Origin of the sequence: Pseudomonas sp. zfem004 (genome assembly GCF_032621715.1) — a bacterium.
GTDB lineage: Bacteria > Pseudomonadota > Gammaproteobacteria > Pseudomonadales > Pseudomonadaceae > Aquipseudomonas > Aquipseudomonas sichuanensis.
In genome coordinates, this window is sequence record NZ_JAVYJF010000005.1 from 38033 (window position 1) to 54876 (window position 16844).

Genomic DNA, 16844 nt, shown 5'->3' on the forward strand with positions numbered 1-16844 from the left:
TCAACGCGTTCCTTGACGATGTGCAGTGGTGGGCTCGGGGCGTAGCTGATTGTACAAGCCCAGGAGCAGGCCGAGCAGTATCAGCGCGCCGGGTGCCAGGTGAGTGATGTGCAGCCCTGGGATATCGGTCAGGGCCTGACGGCCGATAGCCAAAACCAGGCCCGCCGCTGCCATGCCCGCAAGGCCAGTGAGCAGTGAGTGCCAGCGGCCTGTTTGCGGTAACAGGCGCTCGACGGCCAGGCATTGCAGAGCCAGCAGCGCGGGATAGTGACCAAGCACAAGCGCCATCGGCAACGCCCAGGCCTGCAGCCCCAGCTGCAGGCAACTGGCGAGCGCAGCGGCCAGCACCATGGACATCCACAGGTGCATGGCAGGTAGCAGATGGCTGCGTAACCCAGCCATGAGCAGTTGGTGCGCCAGTATCACGACGGTCATGCAGGCCAGCATCGTCGAGGCCTCGATGACCGACCCGGTTGTGCCGATCAAGGGCGCCAGGCATACGCTCAGCAACCAGTACCTATTCATGTTTGTCCTCCCCGAGCAACGCGGTGCGGTGTTGATCGTAGTAGCGCAGCGCATCCTGCACTGCGTCGATAACTGCCCGCGAGGTGACTGTCGCGCCAGCCAGCTGGTCGAATGAGCCCCGATCCCGCCTGAGCGCCCAGGCCTGCTCGGGCGGGTCGCCATGAGCCTTGCCGATAAACTGGTCCAGCCAATGCCGTGCGGGATCGACCAGTTGGTCGCCCAGCCCCGGGCTTTCCTGTTGGCGAAGTACACGCAGCCCGGTCAGGCGACCATGATTGTCGATCGCGATGGCCAGCTCGATCGGCCCGGCGTACCCCGGCACCTCGCTGCGCAGCATGATGGCTACGGGGGTGTTGGCCAGGCTGGCGCGATAACCCGCCAGCAGCCGACTGTGTGGCAACTGATTGTCGGCCAGCGCCAAGGGGGCCTGGAGCGGCTGGTTGTCGTAGCTGCCTGTTGGCAGCGCCGCCAGCCACTCACGCTCTTGCATTTGGCGTTGGGCTTGCTGGATGGGGCCGGCGGTCCAGTGTTGCCAGACAAGGCTGCCGGCCAGTGCCAAGGCAGTCACCGATGTCAGCAGCAGTATGCTGCGCGCGCGCCTGCTCATGTGGTCACCGGTTGGCGTCGCTGTGCCCAGCGGTCCAGCGCCGGAGCGCAGAGGTTCATCAGCAGGACCGCAAAGGCTGTCCCGTCCGGCACGCTTCCCCAGGTGCGCAGCAGATAGATCAGCCAACCTGCACCGATACCGAACAGCAGGCGCGCCAGCGGACGTTTACAGCCGGAGATAGGCTCGGTGCAGATGAAGAATGCCGCCAGCATGGTGGAGCCAGAGAACAGGTGCAGCAAAGGTGAACCATTGGAGTCCGAGCCCGACCCGTTCCAGGCCAGCAGGCTGAACAGCAGGAGCCCGCCGAGCAAGCCCGCCGGGGCGTGCCAGCTGAACACCTTGCGCTGCAGCAGGAACAGCCCGCCCAGCAGGAATGCCAGGTTCACCCATTCGCTGCCCCGCCCGCCCAGCTTGCCGAAGGCCGGATGCGTTGCAAACAGCTCATCGATGGTCAGGCTGCGATTGTGCCGCAGGGCATCCAGTACCGTCGGGCTGGCCCAGGCGTCGATCTGCTCGCTGGCAATAAAGCTCAGGTGCAGGCTGTCGAGCAGGCCAGGCGCTTGGCTGGGCCAGTGATTCATCTGCAGCGGGAAACTCAGCAGGGCGAAGGCATAGCCAACCATCGCCGGGTTGAACAGGTTGCGGCCGACGCCACCGAAGGCCTGTTTGCCCAGGCCTATGGCAACGCTGGCCGCGGCCACCGGCAGCCACCAGGGGGCCTGGCCGGGCAATGCCACCGCCAGCAGTACCGCGCTGACCAATGCGCTGCCATCGTCCAGCGCCGGCCGTATCGCTTGCCCGCGCCAGGTCAGCAGCAGTGCCTCTGTAGCCAGCGCGGCACCGGTGCACAGCAGCAGGTTGATCAACACCCCCCAGCCATGCAGCCAGAACATCACCAGCAACCCGGGCACGCAGGCCAGAAGGACCAGGCCCATGGCGTTGCGCAGGCGCGGGTCAGGCAGTGGCATGGGTTTGCAGGCTCATTGTGTGAATAGTCCGCTAAGGCTGGAGAGCGCCATGGCCATCACGCCGGCGCCGATCAGCTCGATGGGCAGGCCACGCAGGGCCGCCGGAATATCCGCATGGCTGCTGCGTTCGCGCAGGTCGGCGAACAGTAGCAGGGCCAGCCAGAACCCCAACCCGCCTGCCACGCCCCAGGTCAACGCTTGCCAAACGCTGCTGCCATCGCTGCCGAGCTGCAACAGCAAGCCTAGCACCGCGACATTGCCCAGCAGCAGCCCTTGCAGGCCCTCCACAGGCCAGCCGGGTCGCATACGGCGCAGCAGTTGCGGCAGTCCCCAGGCCAGCATCGCCAACAACGGCAACAGCAGGAACAGGCGCAAGGGTTGCAATTGCAGTGGGGCCAGAAGGTACTGCTGGAGCAGCAGCCCGGCGGGCAGTCCGATCAGGATCAACAGCGCGCTGCATAGGCCGAGCACTTGCAAGCGATCGCGCTCGATCGGGTCGGGTTGCAACATCAGGTTGTTGACCAGCGCAGCGCTGACCAGGACCAGGATGTAGTCGCTCATGAAATGCCTGCCGCCTGAGGATGCCGTGATTATCCGGCAGCGGCCGCTGGATGGAAATGCCCCGGCCAGTTGGCCGGGGCAGGGGGGGTTACTTGATGCGCTGGCCGGGCTTGGCGCCGCTGTCCGGGCTCAGCAGGTAGATCTCTTCGCCACCAGGGCCGGCCGCCATGACCATGCCCTCGGAGATGCCAAAACGCATCTTCCGTGGCTTGAGGTTGGCCACCATCATGGTCAGACGCCCTTCCAGCTTGCTTGGGTCGGGGTAGGCCGACTTGATGCCGGAGAACACGTTGCGCTGCTCGTCACCGATGTCCAGGGTCAGGCGCAGCAGCTTGTCGGCACCTTCGACGGACTCGGCCTTGACGATCAGCGCCACGCGCAGGTCGACGGCGGCGAAGGTGTCGAACTCGATTTCGGCCGACAGCGGGTCTTTGGTCAGTTCGCCGTTGCCAGCCGGGGCCTGGGTTTGCGAGGCCAGCAGGTCTTCCTTGCTGGCGGCGACCATGGCTTCGACCTTGGCCGGCTCGATACGGCTCATCAACGCCTTGAACGGGTTGAGCTTGTGGTTTTCCAGGCGCGACAGGTGGTCGTTCCAGGTCAGCGGGGCGACGTTGAGGAACGCCTCGGCATCGGCGGCCAGCAGCGGCAGAACCGGCTTGAGGAAGATCACCAGCTGACGGAACAGGTTGATGCCCTGGGCGCAGATGGCCTGGACTTCATCCTGCTTGCCTTCCTGCTTGGCCAGCGACCACGGCGCCTTGTCGGCGATCCAGGCGTTGGCACGGTCGGCCAGGGCCATGATTTCGCGCATGGCGCGGGCGAAATCGCGGCCTTCGTAGGCTTCGGCGATCGACGGGGCGGCGGCGAGGAAGGCCTCGGTCAGCTCGGGGGCGGCATCGCCGGCAACCATCACACCGTCATTGCCTTTGTGAATGAAGCCGGCGCAACGGCTGGCGATGTTGACCACCTTGCCGACCAGGTCGGAGTTGACCTTCTGCACGAAGTCCTCGAGGTTGAGGTCGAGGTCGTCGACGCCGCGGCCCAGCTTGGCGGCATAGTAGTAACGCAGGTATTCCGGCTGCAGGTGGTCGAGGTAGGTGCGCGCCTTGATGAAGGTGCCGCGCGACTTGGACATCTTGGCGCCGTTGACGGTCAGGTAGCCGTGCACGTTGACCGCGGTCGGCTTGCGGAAGCCCGAGCCTTCGAGCATGGCTGGCCAGAACAGGGCGTGGAAGTTGACGATGTCCTTGCCGATGAAGTGGTACAGCTCGGCCTTGGAGCCTTCGTTCCAGAACGCGTCGAAGTCCAGCTCCGGGCGGCGCGCGCACAGGTTCTTGAAACTGGCCATGTAGCCGATCGGCGCATCCAGCCAGACGTAGAAGTACTTGCCAGGCTCGCCCGGAATTTCGAAACCGAAGTACGGTGCATCGCGGGAGATATCCCATTCCTGCAGCCCGGAGTCCAGCCACTCGGCCAATTTGTTGGCCACGGCATCCTGCAGCGTGCCGCTGCGGGTCCACTGCTGCAGCATGGCCTGGAAATCGGGCAGCTTGAAGAAGAAGTGCTGCGAGTCGCGCAGCACCGGGGTGGCGCCGGAAATCGCCGACTTGGGGTTCTTCAGTTCGGTCGGGGCGTAGGTGGCGCCGCATTTTTCACAGTTGTCGCCGTACTGATCCTCGGCCGCGCACTTGGGGCAGGTGCCCTTGATGAAGCGGTCGGCGAGGAACATGCCCTTTTCCGGGTCGAAATACTGGGTGACCGAACGGGTGGCGATGTGGCCGGCGTCACGCAGACGGGTGTAGATCATGCCCGACAGCTCGCGGTTCTCTTCGCTGTGGGTGGAGTGGAAGTTGTCGAAATCGACCAGGAAATCGGCGAAGTCGCCGCTGTGCTCGGCCTGGACGTTGGCGATCAGTTGCTCCGGAGTGATGCCTTCCTTCTCGGCACGCAGCATGATCGCCGAGCCGTGGGCGTCGTCGGCGCAGACATAGATGCACTGGTTGCCGCGCAGCTTCTGGAAGCGAACCCACATGTCTGTCTGGATGTACTCGAGCATATGGCCAAGGTGAATGGAACCATTGGCATAGGGCAGGGCGCTGGTGACGAGAATCTGACGTGGCTCGGACATGGTGGCTCGGCTACTTATCTGGCTACGGGGTAAAAATGAGGGTGATCGGCCACTATAAAGGGCTGGCGAAGATATTTCACCTTGCGAACGCATCTGCTGACGATTGACGGGTTAGCATAGGCGCCTGTTTCGTATTCAGTTTGCCAATGGGAGCCTCCATGAGTGCCGTTACCCGTGCCGCCGTCGAAGGCGTGCTTCGCCAGTACACCGACCCCTACCTGAACCAGGATCCGGTCAGCGCCGGCTGCGTGCGCGCCATCGACATCCAGGGCGCGCAGGTCAGCGTGCAGCTGCAGCTGGGTTATGCCGCCGGCCTGTTCAAGGGCGGTTGGGCCCAGGTGCTGCAGACCGCGATCGAGAACCTCGAAGGCGTTTCTTCGGCGAATGTGACCATCGATTGTGTGATCGCCACCCACAAGGCTCAGGCCCAGGTGCCGGCCATGGCCAATGTGAAGAATATCGTGGCCGTTGCCTCCGGCAAGGGCGGGGTCGGCAAGTCGACCACCGCAGCCAACCTGGCCTTGGCGCTGGCGCGGGAGGGCGCGCGAGTCGGCATCCTCGACGCTGACATCTACGGCCCTAGCCAGGGCGTGATGTTCGGTATCGCCGAAGGCACTCGCCCGCAGGTGCGCGATCAAAAATGGTTCGTGCCGATCAAGGCCCATGGCGTCGAGGTCATGTCCATGGCTTTCCTCACTGACGACAACACGCCGATGGTATGGCGCGGGCCAATGGTTTCCGGTGCGTTGTTGCAACTGGTGACCCAGACCGCCTGGGATGATCTCGACTACCTGGTGATCGACATGCCGCCGGGCACTGGCGACATCCAGCTGACCCTGGCCCAGAAAGTGCCGGTGGCCGGCTCGGTGATCGTCACCACGCCACAGGACCTGGCGCTGCTGGATGCGAAAAAGGGCGTGGAGATGTTCCGCAAGGTCAACATCCCGGTGCTGGGCGTGGTGGAGAACATGGCCGTGCACATCTGCTCCAACTGCGGCCATGCCGAGCATCTGTTCGGTGAAGGCGGTGGTGAGAAGCTGGCGGCCCAATATGGTGTCGAACTGCTGGCTTCGCTGCCGCTGTCGATGCTGATTCGCGAGCAGGCCGACAGCGGCAAGCCAACCGCCATTGCCGAGCCGGAAAGCCAGATCGCCATGGTCTATCAGGAGCTGGCGCGTCAGGTGGGGGCACGGATCGTATTGCAGGAAGCAGCCGCACCGGCAATGCCGAGCATCACCATCAGCGAGGATTGATGCAGCGCTGACCAAGCGATCTACAGCAACTTCGTGGGAGCGGGCTTGCCCCGCGATACCGGCGCAGCCGGTGCCTCCCATCGCGGGGCAAGCCCGCTCCCACGGAGTTTTCTAGCGACAGAGCAGCCCTTCCCGTGAGATTTTCGGGCAGGCACAAAAAAACCCGCCAATGGCGGGTTTTTTCTGAAAGCTAGGAAGCGAGATCGACTTAGGCGATCTGAACTTCTTCAGCCTGCATGCCTTTCTGGCCGCGGGTAGCGACGAAAGTAACAGCCTGGCCTTCTTTCAGGGTTTTGAAGCCGTCAGCTTGGATGGCTTTGAAGTGCACGAACAGGTCGTCGCCCGACTGAGGGGTGATGAAGCCGTAGCCCTTCTCATCGTTGAACCACTTGACGGTACCGGATTGGCGATTGGACATTTTTCTGTCTCCTTGGACAAAGTTGATGGCGGCCAGGAAAACCCCGACCGAGACTGAGTGCAAAGGAGCAGAAGGTGTCATGGAGATGGGCCGATCGTAAATCGTGCATCAAACAGATCTTCGGTGTCGCGTGCAGCACAGTGGCGACACCATAACCCACTTTCCCTGACCTGCCAATAACTGGTGAGAGGTTTGTCGTAATTCGGATCGGCGGCGGCTGCAGGCCCCGTCCGGCGGGCATTGCAGTAAGACTGTGGATGCGACTTTGCCGCGGGCGCCGGGACCGGTAAGATGCGCATCACGATTTTTTTCACCTTGCACTCTCAGGACACACCCGCCATGAGCATCAAATCGGACAAGTGGATTCGCCGCATGGCGCAGGAACACGGCATGATCGAACCGTTCGTCGAGCGCCAGGTGCGCGGCGAGCAGGACAGCCGGGTCATCTCCTTCGGTGTTTCCAGCTACGGCTACGACGTGCGCTGCGCCGACGAATTCAAGGTGTTCACCAACATCAACTCGGCCACTGTCGACCCGAAGAACTTCGACGCCGGCAGCTTCGTCGACATCAAGAGCGACGTCTGCATCATCCCGCCGAACTCCTTCGCCCTGGCCCGCACGGTCGAGTACTTCCGCATTCCGCGCGACGTGCTGACCATCTGCCTGGGCAAGAGCACCTATGCCCGTTGCGGCATCATCGTCAACGTCACCCCGCTCGAGCCTGAGTGGGAAGGCCATGTCACCCTGGAGTTCTCCAACACCACTACGCTGCCGGCGAAGATCTACGCCAACGAAGGCGTGGCGCAGATGCTGTTCCTGCAGTCCGACGAAGAATGCGAAGTCTCGTACAAGGACCGTGGCGGCAAGTACCAGGGCCAGCGCGGCGTCACCCTGCCACGTACCTGAGGCGACCAAGCGCGGGAATTGTTTGCCCGCCCGGCACTCCAACGAGATAGCAGTCCCGGCGCGCACGACGCGTGCCGGCTCTCGTCAGGAGCCGCTCCATGAAACTCGACCCCGCAATCAGCGCCAAGCTGGCGGTCCTGCAGCCGAATCAGGTCGGATTGCTGGCCTGGACGCTGCTGGCGCATCCGCCAATGCACCTGCAGGCCGGTGGCGTACCGCACCAGCCTGACCCCGATACCCCGCAACCGCCGGAGCCCGGCGAGCATCCGCCGATGGAGCCGGGCGAGCCGACCCTGCCCGACGAACCGCCGCCAGCCCCCGTGGCCTGACCCGCGGGCCGCGCCGCCTGGTTGTAACGGATCAGTTGCCCAGCAGGTAGCCGCTGCGGCATACCTGCTCGCCAGCGACATGGGCGATGACCATGCCGGCCGTGGCCATGCGCCGCACACTACGCGCATACAGCAGCCCTGCCTGGGTATTGCGCAGCGGGGTGACGCGGTCGCTCAGCGGGTCGATGACCTCGGCGATGAGTTGCCCCGCTTCCAGGTACTGTCCAGGTTTGGCGTGGAATACCAGCAGGCCGCCCAGCGGCGTAGTGACGGGCTCCACCGCTGCCAGCGGCGTCGCTGGCTGGCGCAGGGCCGGCAGGGCTGCGGGCTGGCCGTCGATCACGCCACTGTGGGTGAGAAAATCCAGGATCGCCTGGCAGTCCTGGGTTGCCAGGGCATGGCTGACATCTGCCTGGCCGCGCAGCTCGATGGTCACCGAGAAGCTGCCCATGGGGATCGGGAAGCGCTTGCCGAAGCGCTGTTGCAATTGCCACCACACCAGGCTGAAGCACTCGTCGAACGACTGCCCGCCCGAGTCGGTGGCCAGCAAACTGGCCTGCACGCCCAGGTAGCGCGCCAGCGGTTCGACCTGAGGCCAGGCTTCCGGGGTGGTGTACAGATGCTCGACGGCTTCGAAGTCGCAGTGCAGGTCGAGCACCATGTCGGCATCGCAGGCCAGGCGCTGAAGGGTCAGGCGCTGGGACTGCAATGGGGTGTGTGCCGGGTGCGCGTCCAGGCCGCGACGCAGGTACTCGCGGATCAGCGCCAGGTTATGCGCTGGGTCGTCGTTCAGATGACCTTCGATCTGGTCGCCGATGCTGTCCGACAAGTCAACGAAGTTGCGGTTGAAGTTTTCGCCGCTCTGCAGCTCGAAGCGCCCCAACGGGGCGTCCAGCAGCACCTGCTCGAGGCCCACCGGGTTGGCCACCGGTACCAGGATGATCTCGCGGCGTAGCCGGCCGTGCTGCTCCAGCTCCAACAGGCGTTGCTTGAGGTGCCAGGCCACCAGCATGCCCGGCAGTTCGTCGGCATGCAGCGAGGCCTGGATATACACCTTGCCACCGCCGCGCGGGCCGAAGTGGAAACTGTGCAACTGGCGGGCGATGCCGGGCGCGGGGGACAGCAGGTCGTGGGTCGAATGGTGCATGGGGGTCCTGAAGAGGGCGGTCTGCGATTAGGGGCCGGAATGATGGATAGAAGCACAACTTGGCGCGCGGTGCATCATTGCCCGGTTTCACACAACGCTTGCTGGTGCAACTGGCGCAAGGCTCGGAAATGGTGAAGGTGCATTACCTGTTTACTTGAGGTTCACCTTGGCTGCGCATCAAAAATGTTGCGTAGCTGATCATTCTGTAGCAACTTGCTCTTGCGGGACTTGCATGAAATACAGCGAATTCCGTCGGTGGCTGCGTGCTCAAGGCGCCACGTTCGTTCCTGCCAAAGGCAGCCATTTCAAGGTTTACCTCGGCAAGCGACAGACGATCTTTCCCGACCATGGCGCCAAGGAAATCGGCGAAGGGCTCAGGAAAAAGATCCTCAAAGACCTTGGGCTAGGCGATTGACCCTCAAACGAGGCAACGACATGAATTTTGATTATCCGGTGATCGTGCATTGTGAAGCCGGTAGCTTCTGGGTCAGCTGTCCGGATATTCCAGAAATGGCCAGTGCCGGCGACACAGTGGATGAAGCGCTGTTCGATGCTGTTGATGCCTTGGAATCGGCGCTTTCGTTATACGTGGATCAACGTGTCGCCATTCCACTGCCTTCGCTACACGCATGCGATCAGGCGGTGGTCAGGTTGCCTGCGTTGACCGCCGCCAAGGCTGCGCTGTGGAACACCATGATTGCGCAGAAAGTGACCAAGACCGAACTGGCTCGGCGACTTGGCGTCAATCGCCCGCAAGTGGATCGTCTGGTCAACCTGTTGCACCGCTCGAAGATCGAGCAGGTAGAGCACGCTTTGCATGTGTTGGGCCAGCGCATCGAGTTGGCAGTGGTCGCTGCTTGACCGAGCACCGATGAAAAAGCCGCCTGTTCAGGCGGCTTTTTCATTGCTGTCGGCTTATTTCCCCGGCACCAGCGTCAGTCGTTGGCTGCCATAAGCCCGCCCGAAGTTCTGCGGCTGCAACGGCATGCTCATGAAGCGCCCCTTGAACCAGGCATCCAGCCCGTCGCTGTAATGGCGGCTTGCCGGGTTGCCGGACGGGCCGCTGCTGGTCAGCAGTTGCAGCGGTTCGGCCTGGCCGAAGTCTACGATCATCCGCGCCGAGGCCGGCAGGCGGGTGTCGAAGTTGCTGCCCCAGGCGTAGGGCGTGAGTGCCAGCGTGCTGAAATCACCGCCGGCAGCCATGGGCGAGCGGCTGAGGCTGTCGCCCAAGCCGCGGTAGTTCGGCGCCGGCCAGCGATACTGGTGCAGCTTGCCCCACTGCCAGGCACGGCGGTCGGCGCCGAGCTGGGCGGTGCCGGTATCGATCGCCGCCGCCAGGCTGCGGGCGAGGATGGCGGGCTTGTCTTCCTTCTGCGGCGTGCCACGGTCATCCCAGAACGGGCTGTCTTCGCGGCCCAGCAGGTGGTCGGCCTGGGCCGAATAAGACAGCTGGGCATTGCCGACGAACGCTTGCCAGGCCGGGCTAGACTCGGGGCCGAGGTCGTCAAGGAAGGTCTGCCGGGTGACTTCCTGGAGGAACAGCTCATACAGCGCGGCATCGGCCGACACCGGGCTCAGCCGGCCATCGAAGGCCTTGAGCCGGGCCAGGGCGTCACGGGCCTTGTCGCGCTGGGCGGCGGGCAAGGCGTCGATGGCCTGTTTGAGTGGCAGGGCCATGCCGGGCGCATCGAACATCTGCTTGAGCTTGTCGGCCAGCAGCGTTACCTGGTCGTTCTGCAGGGCCATCAGGCTGCGGCTGTCATGGCGACCGTTGCCCGCCAGCTGAGCCAGGCGCTCGGCGCGTTCAGGGTAGTACCAGCTGCTCGACAGCTGCATGCCGTAGCCCTTGGGCTGGCTGCGCTGGTTGGCGTGGCCGATGAAGCCGGCGACCGGGTCCTGGTCGTAAGGGTGGAGCATGGCGTCGGCGTAGCCATCCCAGTCATAGCGCCCGTCCCAGCCCGGCGAGGGTAGTAGGCCCTGGCCGTCGCGGCGGTTGGGGTAGCGCCCACTGACTTGCCAGCCGATGTGTTCGGGTTCGGCGAATACGAAGTTGAGGGCTGCGGCGCCGATTTCACGGGTGCTGTCGAAGGCCCGCTCGATGTTGCTGGCGCGGGTCAGGTCGAACAACGCGTCGAGGCTGCGATCATCCTTGAGCTGCGGCAGGTGCAAGGCCAGGGCCAGGCTGCCGTGGCCCGGCAGCAGGGTGCCATGGCGGGTGTCATACAGCACTTCGCGTTGCGGGCGCTGGCCACGGACGAAGAAGGTCTCGCTGCGTGCGCGGGCTTGTTGCCATTTGCCGTCGGCCAGGTACGTCAGTTGGCTGCCCTGGCGGCGTACCTGTTCGAGGAACAGGTCCTGGTTGTCGGCCATCACCGCGCTGGCGCTCCACGCCACTTTACCGTTGTAGCCGGCCAGCACGATCGGCAGGCCCGGCAGTGAAAGGCCGGCGACCTGGTATTTACCGGTATGGATCTGCACCGGGCTCAGCGCCCAGGGCGCCCGGCTGTCGCTGGCCAGCAGACTCTTGCCGCTGCGGCTGCGCTGCGGCCCAAGGGCGAGGTTGGACGAGCCTGGATTGCCGAGCAGGCCGAGATCGGCCAGTTGCTGGCCGGCGGCGGCGAGCGAGGCCAGGCCCGGCAGCTGGCTGGCCAGGTTCAGGCCCTTGAGTTTGTCGACTTCGCTTTCGGCCAGGGCTTCGTCGGGGGCGCCGGGCAGCAGCCAGGCCAGTTTATCTGCGCCAACCTTCTGCGCCAGGGTCAGGGCCGAGAGCTCCTCCTGCAGGTTCACCGACTGGCTGAAGGCATACAGACTGAAGATCAGCGCCGAGTCCTCTGGCTTCCAGTACTCGGGGCGATAGCCGCTACGGGCCAGTTCGGCCGGCAGCTTGTCGCGGTAGCGGAACAGGTAGGCGTTGACCCCTCGGGCATACACCTCGAAGAAGCGCTTGAGCCGCGGCGAGGCGTCGGCGTAGAGCTGGCCGGCGCCCTGCTTGAGGTTGGCGGCGCGCATCAGGCGGTCGATTTCCAGCGCATCCGGGCCGGCCAGCTCGGCCAGGCGGCCTTGGGCCAGCAGGCGCAGGGTGACCATTTGTTCGATGCGGTCACCGGCATGGACATAGCCCAGGCTGAACAGCGCATCGTGGAAGTTGCTGCTTTCGATCAGCGGCGCACCCATGGCGTTGCGCCGCACCGAAACATTCTGCGCCAGGCCCTTGAGCGGCTGGACGCCGGTGGTCGGCGGTACGCTGTCCTGCATGCCGCCCATCTGGCAGCCAGTCAGCGCAAGCATGCCGAGCATCGCGGCGGCGCTGCCGAAGCGGGGGCGGAAGGGAGGAAGGACGGGCGCGGCCATGACTGGGCTCCTGCAGGGCGTGGCGGGGTTTGGAAAGGCGCTAAGGTAGTGAGCGCGCAGTCGCCGTGCAAGGTGCGGGGGCGCTTTATTTACGAACGGCTTGCCGCCAGCTGCAAGCCGCAAGAAAAAGCCGGCATTGCACCGGCCCGTTTCATCTTGCGCCTTGCAGCTTGGCGCTCAGGGCTGCTTCAAGCGCCGTGGCACTTCTTGAATTTCTTCTCGCTGCCGCATGGGCACGGGTCGTTGCGACCGACGTCCTTCAGGGCATTGCGCACCGGCTCCTGGTGGCCGTGGTTGCAGTGCGGGCCATGCACATGGCCGTGGTCGTGATCGTGGTGATGGTCGTGACCGTGGTTGCAGTCGGGGCCATGAACATGGGGTTGCTGGGTCATTGCGGGATTACTCCGGTAGAAAATCGCCGTGCATTATCTCACCACTGCGCGACAAGTGCAGGTCCCGGGGGATGATCAGCCCGGTGGCCAGGTCGCCTTGCAGCCGGTAGTGCAAGGGTTGATGGCTTTTGAGCAGTTTCGCCAGGGGCTTGAGGTGCTGCCAGAGGTTGGTCCGCGCGGTGATCTTGAAGGTGCGCCGGGCATGGGCGCCGACGCTGCGCCAGAGGCTGACATCCTCTTCGGCCAGCAGGATGTCGCCCAGGTGGACCGCGTAGTGCAGGTTGCGGATGAACAGCCGGCTGTCGTTGGGGTTGATGACCTGCAGGTGCAGCACGAACTCTTGCTGGTGCAGGCGCATGCTGACCTTTTCCACCTTCAGCAGGTGCACCTCTGGCTGGCGCCAGCTGTCGTCGCCCCAGCTGGCGCAGCCCGCCAGCCCGCTCAGCAGTAAGGCCAGCAGCATCAGGCGGGCGAGGGCGCGCATGTTCAGTTACCGAAATAGCTGGCGCAGCATTTCTTGAATTTCTGCCCGCTGGCGCAGGGGCAGGGATCATTGCGCCCGACTTTCAGCTCCACGGTCGGGTCGATGAAGTACCAGCGCCCGGCGTGCTGGACGAAGGCCGAGCGTTCGCGGTGCTGGTGATCGCCTTGCCCGTCGTGCCAGCGTGCGGTGAAGGTGACGAAGGCATGTTCGGGTTGCCCGCCGAGCACTTCGGCGTTTTCCACCTCGAGCCCCAGCCAGGTGCTTTGCGCGCTCCAGGCCGCCATGCCAGCGCGGTCCAGGCCGGCCTGTTGGGCCGGCAGCGTGGTGCCGACCAGGTAATCCATCAGCCCCAGCACGTAGGCGCTGTAGCGCGAGCGCATCAGCGTCTGCGCATCCGGTGCCGGCGTGCCGGCGTGATAATGCCCGCAGCAGGCGTCGAGCAGGTTGCCGCTGCCGCAAGGGCAGACCGAGACACTCATCGAGTCACCACCAGTACTTGCCGAAATTTTGTGGATTGGCCCAGAACTTCGCATTAAGCCAGTCCGGTACCTGTTTGTAGTCATGCAGATCATAGGTGAACAGGCTGAGCACCTGTTCGTCTCGCTGGAATTTCTCGCTGGCCGACAGCGCCAGCGAGAAAAAGTCGGTGTCGTGCCAGCCGCAGGCGCCCAGGTCGGCGAGCACCGCGACCTTGCTGGCATTGAGGTTGCGTATGCCACCAAGCAGCTCCAGGCCGCTGCGTTTGGGCAGGTGCTCAAGGCAGTCCACCAGTAACGCCAGGTCGAAGCGCTGGGCGGCCAGCCTGGCTGGCAATGGGCCGGGTGAGGCGACTTCTATATGGGTGTCCGGGTGCTCTGCGGCGAAGGCGTCCAATGCCGGGAAGCGTGTGCCCACCAGCAGCAGCTTGTGTGGCGTGAAACGCTCGAGCAGGGCGGCCAGGGCCTGCTGTGGTGTGCGTTGGGAGAAAGCGTCAGTCATTGCCATTCCTCGTTCAGGTCGCTCAAGACTAACGGCCCCGGCCTGCCTGGCATAGAGGCACGGCGCCACGTCGTGGCTTATTGCTGGCAGAGCGAGAAACAGCGGTCTTTACTTCCAGAGCATCGGTTTTGCACCGATTCCCCCTAGGAGAAGCAACAAGATGAGCATAGTACGCACAGCGATACCCCTGGTCCTGCTCACCAGTGTGTTGACTGGTTGTGCAGGTTTGCAAAAAACCGACTGGCCGAAGTGTGCTGCCGTCGGGGGTGTAGGCGGCGCCGCCCTGGGCGCCATCGAGAGTTCCAGCTGGGCTGGCTGGGGTGCGTTGCTCGGTGGCGGCCTGGCGGCCGGTTACTGCTGGGCCCACGGCGATGGCGACGAAGACGGCGATGGTGTGCCGGATAGTCGCGACAAGTGCCCAGGCACGCCGCGCGGGGTCCAGGTCGATGCCAACGGCTGCCCGCCACCACCACCTGTGGTCGAGGAGGTCGTGGTACAGAAGGAAGAAGTCATCGTCATTCGCGATGTGCGCTTCGAGTTCGACTCGGCACGCCTCACCGCCGCCGACAAGGAGCGCCTCAATACCATTGCCACGCGCCTTAAACAGGAGGCCCCGAGCGCCCGCCTGAGCGTCACCGGCCATACCGACAGCGTCGGTTCCGACAGCTACAACCAGAAGCTTTCCGAGCGCCGAGCCCATTCGGTGACCGATTATCTGGTCGAGCAAGGCGTACCGCGCAGCAGCTTCGTCTCGGTCGTGGGGGCCGGCGAGACCCAACCGGTGGCTGACAACGCCACGGCCGACGGGCGCGCCATGAACCGCCGTACCGAGATCAAGATCCAGCGTTGACAGCCCTGCGCCCGCGCCTTGAGAAGTGGCGCGGGCGCGTCTTTACTCCTGGGTGACCGGTAGCGGCCGGTGACACAGGAGCATTCACCATGCGTGTTTTGTCCAAGGCGGCGCTGCCGCTGTTGCTGGCCACCAGCCTGCTGGCCGGCTGCGCGACCCACAGCGATGGCAGCGCGCCCCTCAATCAAAGGACCTGGCCCCTCTGCAGCCTGCTTGGTGGGCTGGTCGGCGGTGGCCTGGGGGCTATCGAGAGCTCCAGTTGGGCGGCCGGTGGCGGTGCCCTGGGAGCCATCGCCGGTGGCCTGATCTGCTACGCCCAGGATGGCGATGAGGATGGCGATGGTGTCTTCGACCGCCGTGACCGTTGCCCAGGCACCCCCGCCGGCACCCAGGTCAACCACATGGGCTGCCCGCTGCCCCAATACCCTCCCGCGCAAGCGCAACCCGAACCCGCCGCTACCTCTGAGGTGATTACCCTCGACGACCAGGGCCAGGTGCTGTTTGCCTTTGACTCCGCCGAGCTCACGGCGGCCGCTCGGCAGCGTCTGCAAAGCCTGCTGACCAGGCTGAACGAGCCGGGCGTGACCCGCGTCAAGGTGATTGGCTTCACCGACAGCGTAGGCTCCGACAGCTACAACCAACGCCTGTCCGAGCAGCGTGCCAGCAGCGTCGCCGAGTACCTGATCAGCCAAGGGCTGGCGCCGAACAAGGTGACCAGCCAGGGCCGTGGCGAGGCTGATCCGGTTGCCGACAACGACAGCGATGAAGGCCGAGCGCGCAACCGACGGGTGGAACTGCACCTGAACTGACCCCTCTGGCGCGCCTGCGGCAGTAAGGTTACTGTTGCCAGCGCGGTCCGCTCGAACGGGCCGCGCTGGCATAACAATAAACAGTGGGGGCGGGGTATGAAGTTCATCCTGGGCCTGGGCAAGGTCCTGACGGTGCTGTTCTGGTGGGTGGTGCTGTTCAACCTGTTCATGCCGCAGCCATTGCCGCTCAATCTGCTGATCAATACCGCCGGCATCTTCCTGCTGTCACTGCACGTGCTCGAGGTGTTGTTTTTCAACGCTAGCCTGCGCGGGCGCAGCCACCGTTGGTTCGATCGATTGCAGATCCTGCTGACCGGCATCTTCCACGTCATGTCCATCCCCAAACCTGGTAAGGCCTAGAGCCATGCATAAATTGATGTTGCTGGCCGCTTTGGCCGCGCCCCTGGCTCAGGCGGAAAGCCTTGAAGTCGCCGCTCACTCCATGCTGCGCCTGCCGAACAAGTCGGCCAGCGTGCATCTTGAACAGTTGCGTGTGGCCGACTCGGCGACCCTGTTGCTGCCAGCCACCCTCACTGAGCTGAAGATCGACCGTCTGGAGCTGGGGCGCGATGCGCGCATTGCCATTGCCCCCGCCGAACGCGACCTGAGTATCAGCGCCGCCAGCGCCCACCTGGGCGAAGGAAGTGAAATCAGTGCGCCTGGTGCACCGGGCACTTATGAGCGTGCAGCCCGTCCGGGGCGCAACCTCGACTTGCGTCTGCAGGCGCTTGAGGCCGAGCAGTTGGTCATCGATGCCCGTGGTGGCGCTGGCGCGCCAGGCTATGTCGGCCTCGACGGCGGTAATGGCAAGCCGGGTGGCTGCACCTGGGGGCAGGCCAGCCGAGGGGCGAATGGTGACAACGGTGGTAATGGCCACGATGGTGCCGCTGGCGGGCGGATCCGCCTGGCGCTGCCGGACGGCTTCGCCCAGGAACGGATCATGGTTCGGCTTGAGGGCGGCGCGCCGGGCAAGCCGGGCGCAGCCGGCAAGGCTGGCAAGGGCGGCGCGAGCAAGGGCTGCCTGGTGTACAGCACGGCGGCCGGTGCCAATGGCCTGCCAGGGCAACCCGGGGAGCCAGGTGCCGCCGGCGCTGCCGGTGAGTTGATCCTGCAGCGCTTGTAAGCGCCGAGGCTGAGC

General features: G+C 64.5%; 21 protein-coding genes. 9 read left to right on the top strand and 12 right to left on the bottom strand.

The features are described from left to right. From RTH46_RS07070 to metG, 5 genes are all read right to left on the bottom strand, one after another. On the bottom strand, positions 1 to 525 hold the full coding sequence (locus RTH46_RS07070; RefSeq protein ID WP_153786281.1) for an Rnf-Nqr domain containing protein: 525 nt from the start codon (positions 523 to 525) through the stop codon (positions 1 to 3). Next, entirely contained in the window at positions 518 to 1132 is a 615-nt protein-coding gene (locus RTH46_RS07075; protein ID WP_316905316.1) for an RnfABCDGE type electron transport complex subunit G, read from the bottom strand. Before RTH46_RS07075 ends, RTH46_RS07070 begins: the two co-directional genes overlap by 8 nt. Continuing rightward, the gene (locus RTH46_RS07080; RefSeq protein ID WP_316905317.1) at positions 1129 to 2100 is read right to left on the bottom strand and encodes an RnfABCDGE type electron transport complex subunit D; all 972 of its coding nucleotides are present in this window, start codon (positions 2098 to 2100) and stop codon (positions 1129 to 1131) included. The genes RTH46_RS07075 and RTH46_RS07080 overlap by 4 nt, the downstream gene beginning before the upstream one ends. A 12-nt stretch (positions 2101 to 2112) precedes the next feature. Next, positions 2113 to 2661 (bottom strand): Rnf-Nqr domain containing protein, encoded by a 549-nt coding sequence (locus RTH46_RS07085; RefSeq protein WP_153786278.1) that lies wholly within the window; start codon positions 2659 to 2661, stop codon positions 2113 to 2115. A gap of 88 nt (positions 2662 to 2749) precedes the next feature. After that, the gene (metG, locus tag RTH46_RS07090; RefSeq protein WP_316905318.1) at positions 2750 to 4789 is read right to left on the bottom strand and encodes a methionine--tRNA ligase; all 2040 of its coding nucleotides are present in this window, start codon (positions 4787 to 4789) and stop codon (positions 2750 to 2752) included. 158 nt (positions 4790 to 4947) lie between these two features. Between metG and apbC the strand changes: the two genes are divergently transcribed. Beyond that, complete coding sequence (gene apbC / locus RTH46_RS07095; RefSeq protein ID WP_153786276.1) at positions 4948 to 6042, top strand: iron-sulfur cluster carrier protein ApbC; 1095 nt, start codon at positions 4948 to 4950, stop codon at positions 6040 to 6042. A gap of 208 nt (positions 6043 to 6250) precedes the next feature. Here apbC and RTH46_RS07100 read toward each other — a convergent pair whose 3' ends face one another. Continuing rightward, positions 6251 to 6460: a cold-shock protein gene (locus tag RTH46_RS07100; protein ID WP_016488765.1), complete on the bottom strand. Its 210-nt coding sequence runs from the start codon at positions 6458 to 6460 to the stop codon at positions 6251 to 6253. Positions 6461 to 6799: 339 nt separating this feature from the next. Here RTH46_RS07100 and dcd point away from each other — a divergent pair, with 339 nt between their 5' ends. Both dcd and RTH46_RS07110 read left to right on the top strand, forming a co-directional pair. Continuing rightward, the gene (gene dcd, locus RTH46_RS07105) at positions 6800 to 7366 is read left to right on the top strand and encodes a dCTP deaminase (RefSeq protein ID WP_003258001.1); all 567 of its coding nucleotides are present in this window, start codon (positions 6800 to 6802) and stop codon (positions 7364 to 7366) included. A gap of 98 nt (positions 7367 to 7464) precedes the next feature. Continuing rightward, positions 7465 to 7695 carry a hypothetical protein gene (locus RTH46_RS07110; protein ID WP_110995504.1) on the top strand — a complete coding sequence of 77 codons (231 nt, stop codon included), beginning with the start codon at positions 7465 to 7467 and terminating at the stop codon, positions 7693 to 7695. A gap of 31 nt (positions 7696 to 7726) precedes the next feature. On the opposite strand, the gene RTH46_RS07115 is transcribed toward RTH46_RS07110, so the two are convergent. After that, positions 7727 to 8842: a succinylglutamate desuccinylase/aspartoacylase family protein gene (locus RTH46_RS07115; protein WP_153786275.1), complete on the bottom strand. Its 1116-nt coding sequence runs from the start codon at positions 8840 to 8842 to the stop codon at positions 7727 to 7729. A 232-nt stretch (positions 8843 to 9074) separates the two neighbouring features. On the opposite strand from RTH46_RS07115, the gene RTH46_RS07120 reads away from it, so the two are divergent. Continuing rightward, entirely contained in the window at positions 9075 to 9257 is a 183-nt protein-coding gene (locus RTH46_RS07120; RefSeq protein ID WP_125857637.1) for a type II toxin-antitoxin system HicA family toxin, read from the top strand. 20 nt (positions 9258 to 9277) lie between these two features. Next, the gene (locus tag RTH46_RS07125; protein WP_153786274.1) at positions 9278 to 9703 is read left to right on the top strand and encodes a type II toxin-antitoxin system HicB family antitoxin; all 426 of its coding nucleotides are present in this window, start codon (positions 9278 to 9280) and stop codon (positions 9701 to 9703) included. Between the two features lie 54 nt (positions 9704 to 9757). Here the strand turns inward: RTH46_RS07125 and RTH46_RS07130 are convergent, their stop codons facing one another. The 5 genes from RTH46_RS07130 to RTH46_RS07150 all read right to left on the bottom strand — a co-directional run bounded on the left by RTH46_RS07130 (position 9758) and on the right by RTH46_RS07150 (position 14047). Further along, positions 9758 to 12193 carry a penicillin acylase family protein gene (locus tag RTH46_RS07130; protein ID WP_316905319.1) on the bottom strand — a complete coding sequence of 812 codons (2436 nt, stop codon included), beginning with the start codon at positions 12191 to 12193 and terminating at the stop codon, positions 9758 to 9760. A gap of 188 nt (positions 12194 to 12381) precedes the next feature. Continuing rightward, positions 12382 to 12585 carry an SEC-C metal-binding domain-containing protein gene (locus tag RTH46_RS07135; protein WP_012313055.1) on the bottom strand — a complete coding sequence of 68 codons (204 nt, stop codon included), beginning with the start codon at positions 12583 to 12585 and terminating at the stop codon, positions 12382 to 12384. A gap of 7 nt (positions 12586 to 12592) precedes the next feature. Continuing rightward, complete coding sequence (locus RTH46_RS07140; RefSeq protein WP_316905320.1) at positions 12593 to 13069, bottom strand: LEA type 2 family protein; 477 nt, start codon at positions 13067 to 13069, stop codon at positions 12593 to 12595. A 2-nt stretch (positions 13070 to 13071) separates the two neighbouring features. Beyond that, positions 13072 to 13548: a YchJ family protein gene (locus RTH46_RS07145; protein WP_153786271.1), complete on the bottom strand. Its 477-nt coding sequence runs from the start codon at positions 13546 to 13548 to the stop codon at positions 13072 to 13074. A 4-nt stretch (positions 13549 to 13552) separates the two neighbouring features. After that, positions 13553 to 14047: a DUF6231 family protein gene (locus RTH46_RS07150; RefSeq protein WP_153786270.1), complete on the bottom strand. Its 495-nt coding sequence runs from the start codon at positions 14045 to 14047 to the stop codon at positions 13553 to 13555. A gap of 160 nt (positions 14048 to 14207) precedes the next feature. Here RTH46_RS07150 and RTH46_RS07155 point away from each other — a divergent pair, with 160 nt between their 5' ends. The 4 genes from RTH46_RS07155 (at position 14208) to RTH46_RS07170 (ending at position 16829) form a co-directional block, all read left to right on the top strand. Further along, positions 14208 to 14897: an OmpA family protein gene (locus RTH46_RS07155; protein WP_153786269.1), complete on the top strand. Its 690-nt coding sequence runs from the start codon at positions 14208 to 14210 to the stop codon at positions 14895 to 14897. 89 nt (positions 14898 to 14986) lie between these two features. Further along, the gene (locus RTH46_RS07160; RefSeq protein ID WP_153786268.1) at positions 14987 to 15706 is read left to right on the top strand and encodes an OmpA family protein; all 720 of its coding nucleotides are present in this window, start codon (positions 14987 to 14989) and stop codon (positions 15704 to 15706) included. 96 nt (positions 15707 to 15802) lie between these two features. Next, positions 15803 to 16066: a DUF1145 domain-containing protein gene (locus RTH46_RS07165; protein WP_153786267.1), complete on the top strand. Its 264-nt coding sequence runs from the start codon at positions 15803 to 15805 to the stop codon at positions 16064 to 16066. Positions 16067 to 16070: 4 nt separating this feature from the next. Further along, entirely contained in the window at positions 16071 to 16829 is a 759-nt protein-coding gene (locus RTH46_RS07170) for a collagen-like protein (RefSeq protein WP_316905321.1), read from the top strand. The last annotated feature ends 15 nt before the right edge of the window (positions 16830 to 16844 follow it).

Bases quoted from the DNA above. Each gene is read 5' to 3' on its own strand.
- RTH46_RS07070 (WP_153786281.1), bottom strand. From the start codon at position 525: ATGAATAGGTACTGGTTGCTGAGCGTATGCCTGGCGCCCTTGATCGGC.
- RTH46_RS07075 (WP_316905316.1), bottom strand. From the start codon at position 1,132: ATGAGCAGGCGCGCGCGCAGCATACTGCTGCTGACATCGGTGACTGCC.
- RTH46_RS07080 (WP_316905317.1), bottom strand. From the start codon at position 2,100: ATGCCACTGCCTGACCCGCGCCTGCGCAACGCCATGGGCCTGGTCCTT.
- RTH46_RS07085 (WP_153786278.1), bottom strand. From the start codon at position 2,661: ATGAGCGACTACATCCTGGTCCTGGTCAGCGCTGCGCTGGTCAACAAC.
- metG (WP_316905318.1), bottom strand. From the start codon at position 4,789: ATGTCCGAGCCACGTCAGATTCTCGTCACCAGCGCCCTGCCCTATGCC.
- apbC (WP_153786276.1), top strand. From the start codon at position 4,948: ATGAGTGCCGTTACCCGTGCCGCCGTCGAAGGCGTGCTTCGCCAGTAC.
- RTH46_RS07100 (WP_016488765.1), bottom strand. From the start codon at position 6,460: ATGTCCAATCGCCAATCCGGTACCGTCAAGTGGTTCAACGATGAGAAG.
- dcd (WP_003258001.1), top strand. From the start codon at position 6,800: ATGAGCATCAAATCGGACAAGTGGATTCGCCGCATGGCGCAGGAACAC.
- RTH46_RS07110 (WP_110995504.1), top strand. From the start codon at position 7,465: ATGAAACTCGACCCCGCAATCAGCGCCAAGCTGGCGGTCCTGCAGCCG.
- RTH46_RS07115 (WP_153786275.1), bottom strand. From the start codon at position 8,842: ATGCACCATTCGACCCACGACCTGCTGTCCCCCGCGCCCGGCATCGCC.
- RTH46_RS07120 (WP_125857637.1), top strand. From the start codon at position 9,075: ATGAAATACAGCGAATTCCGTCGGTGGCTGCGTGCTCAAGGCGCCACG.
- RTH46_RS07125 (WP_153786274.1), top strand. From the start codon at position 9,278: ATGAATTTTGATTATCCGGTGATCGTGCATTGTGAAGCCGGTAGCTTC.
- RTH46_RS07130 (WP_316905319.1), bottom strand. From the start codon at position 12,193: ATGGCCGCGCCCGTCCTTCCTCCCTTCCGCCCCCGCTTCGGCAGCGCC.
- RTH46_RS07135 (WP_012313055.1), bottom strand. From the start codon at position 12,585: ATGACCCAGCAACCCCATGTTCATGGCCCCGACTGCAACCACGGTCAC.
- RTH46_RS07140 (WP_316905320.1), bottom strand. From the start codon at position 13,069: ATGCGCGCCCTCGCCCGCCTGATGCTGCTGGCCTTACTGCTGAGCGGG.
- RTH46_RS07145 (WP_153786271.1), bottom strand. From the start codon at position 13,548: ATGAGTGTCTCGGTCTGCCCTTGCGGCAGCGGCAACCTGCTCGACGCC.
- RTH46_RS07150 (WP_153786270.1), bottom strand. From the start codon at position 14,047: ATGACTGACGCTTTCTCCCAACGCACACCACAGCAGGCCCTGGCCGCC.
- RTH46_RS07155 (WP_153786269.1), top strand. From the start codon at position 14,208: ATGAGCATAGTACGCACAGCGATACCCCTGGTCCTGCTCACCAGTGTG.
- RTH46_RS07160 (WP_153786268.1), top strand. From the start codon at position 14,987: ATGCGTGTTTTGTCCAAGGCGGCGCTGCCGCTGTTGCTGGCCACCAGC.
- RTH46_RS07165 (WP_153786267.1), top strand. From the start codon at position 15,803: ATGAAGTTCATCCTGGGCCTGGGCAAGGTCCTGACGGTGCTGTTCTGG.
- RTH46_RS07170 (WP_316905321.1), top strand. From the start codon at position 16,071: ATGCATAAATTGATGTTGCTGGCCGCTTTGGCCGCGCCCCTGGCTCAG.